Below are 1,990 nucleotides of genomic sequence, written 5' to 3' on the forward strand. Positions count from 1 at the left end.
AGGCACATCTTCGCATCGCACGTCGAGTGGCCACCATTCATCCAGTCTCATATGCTCTCTCAGCCGTGCTGCAGATAATCACGATCGAAACCCGCAACCAGTTGGATGCAAAGGCGGCCTATACCCACCACGCTGACAGAGTTGCCCGATTGACCAACGTACAAGATGCCTCAACTTCAATCGCGTCCAACGACATACAGGCAAAACTCACTATCGCGCAAAGGACGCACCATGAACCTGTTTGAGGTCGCTGTTGCCGCACACCGGGCAGGCCGATTGGTCGAGGCAGAAGCAGCGTACCGGCAGCTTCTGTCGATCGATCCGACGCATGCTGACGCTTTGCACCTGCTAGGTGCAATCGAATTGCAAAGAGGCCAACCAGGCAAAGCGGAGTTGCTCATCCTCGCCGCACTAGCACACCGCAGAGATGCTGTTTTCATGACCGATCTTGGTGTGGCATTTCGTTGTCAGGGTAAGCATGCCGAATCAGAGGCCGCTTTCCGGAAGGCATTGGATTTGAAACCCGATCTGGCGGAAGCGCACAATCATCTAGGTATTCTCCTTGCCCAGACCCAGCGAGCGGTGGAAGCGGAGGTTGCCTTTCGACGCGTACTGGACCTTAGGCCTGATTCAGGGGAGGCATGGAATAATGTAGCGCAAACTCTTAGCGAAGCCGGGCGACTCGTAGAAGCAGAGGCCGCTTTTCGCCATGCACTACTGTTAGAACCCGATCACGCACAGGCGTACAACAACTTCGGAATCCTGCTGGGAAAAACCGGGCGTCACGTCCAGGCGGAAGCTGCTTTTAATCATGCGCTCTCGCTCAACGCAAAGTATCCTGCAGCCCACAACAATCTGGGTAATTTATTGTCTAGCATCGGTCGTGTTTCCGAAGCGGAACCGTGCTTTGTCCAAGCACTTGAATTGAATCCTGACTATGTCGATGCCCGTTTCAATCTGAGCATGGTGCTCCTTGCTGCAGGAAGATATGCCGAAGCATGGCCGAACTATGAGGCCCGCTACAGTCCGAACATGAGCGATCGAAAAATGACGGTGCCTAAGTTTTCGTATCCACAGTGGCAGGGCGAGCCTCTCGCCGGCAAGTCTCTCGTGGTCATGCCGGAACAGGGATTCGGCGACTGTATACAGTTCGCCCGCTATATTCCCTTACTCAAGAGACGCGGTCTTTCGCGAATCAGTGTGGTTTGCGACCCGGCCCTCGGCGCGCTGCTAGAGACTGTCAATGGCGTTGACGAAGTGATGACGGATTCGCGATCGGTGCCGAAACACGACTACTGGACGTTTCCCCTAAGTCTGCCGATGCATTTCGGTACGACCGTTGACACGATACCCGACTCCTTGCCATATGTGAACGCACTTCCCACGCGGTTGGAATACTGGCAGAAGCAACTGCCAGCTGACGGACCAAGAATCGGGCTGGTCTGGAAAGGCTCTGGAACACACGGGAACGACAGCAACCGTTCCGTGCGCAACCTTTCGGATTTTGCTCCGCTGTGGTCGGTTCCCGGGTTAACATTCGTTAGTCTTCAGCATGGGCAAGGAGATGAATTCACGCAAGCGGCGGCTCGACAGCCTCTCGTCGAACTGGGGAGCAAAATTAAGGATTTCGCCGACACAGCAGCTATTGTGGCCCAACTGGACCTGACGATTTGTGTAGATACGGCGATCGCGCACGTTGCGGGCGCTCTCGGCAAACCATGCTGGGTACTACTACCTCGCTTTGGTTGCGATTGGCGCTGGCTGCAGGACAGAATAGATTCTCCGTGGTATCCGGCAGCTGTGAGTTTATTCAGGCAAAACAAGTTCGGCGATTGGAGTGAAACCATTGAGGACGTCGCCACCGCGCTGAAGACTTGGGCAGCGACTCAATCAACTGGTTGCGGGTTTCGATCGTGATTATCTGCAGCACGGCTGAGAGAGCATAGGAGACTGGATGAATGGTGGCAACCCGACGTGCGATGCGAAGATG

General features: G+C 55.0%; 2 protein-coding genes. Both read left to right on the plus strand.

Annotated elements, in window-relative coordinates:
* A partial coding sequence (locus BN2475_RS35185; RefSeq protein ID WP_218023761.1) for a hypothetical protein occupies positions 1 to 245 on the plus strand: 245 nt, incomplete at its 5' end.
* Positions 232 to 1,917, plus strand: a complete 1,686-nt coding sequence (locus BN2475_RS32640) for a tetratricopeptide repeat protein (protein WP_159444647.1) — start codon at positions 232 to 234, stop codon at positions 1,915 to 1,917. The genes BN2475_RS35185 and BN2475_RS32640, both read left to right, overlap by 14 nt.
* Positions 1,918 to 1,990 lie beyond the last annotated feature (73 nt).

It is taken from the genome of Paraburkholderia ribeironis (genome assembly GCF_900019265.1).
GTDB lineage: Bacteria > Pseudomonadota > Gammaproteobacteria > Burkholderiales > Burkholderiaceae > Paraburkholderia > Paraburkholderia ribeironis.

Excerpts from the sequence above, each read along its gene's own strand:
- BN2475_RS32640 (WP_159444647.1), top strand. The coding sequence starts at position 232 with ATGAACCTGTTTGAGGTCGCTGTTGCCGCACACCGGGCAGGCCGATTG.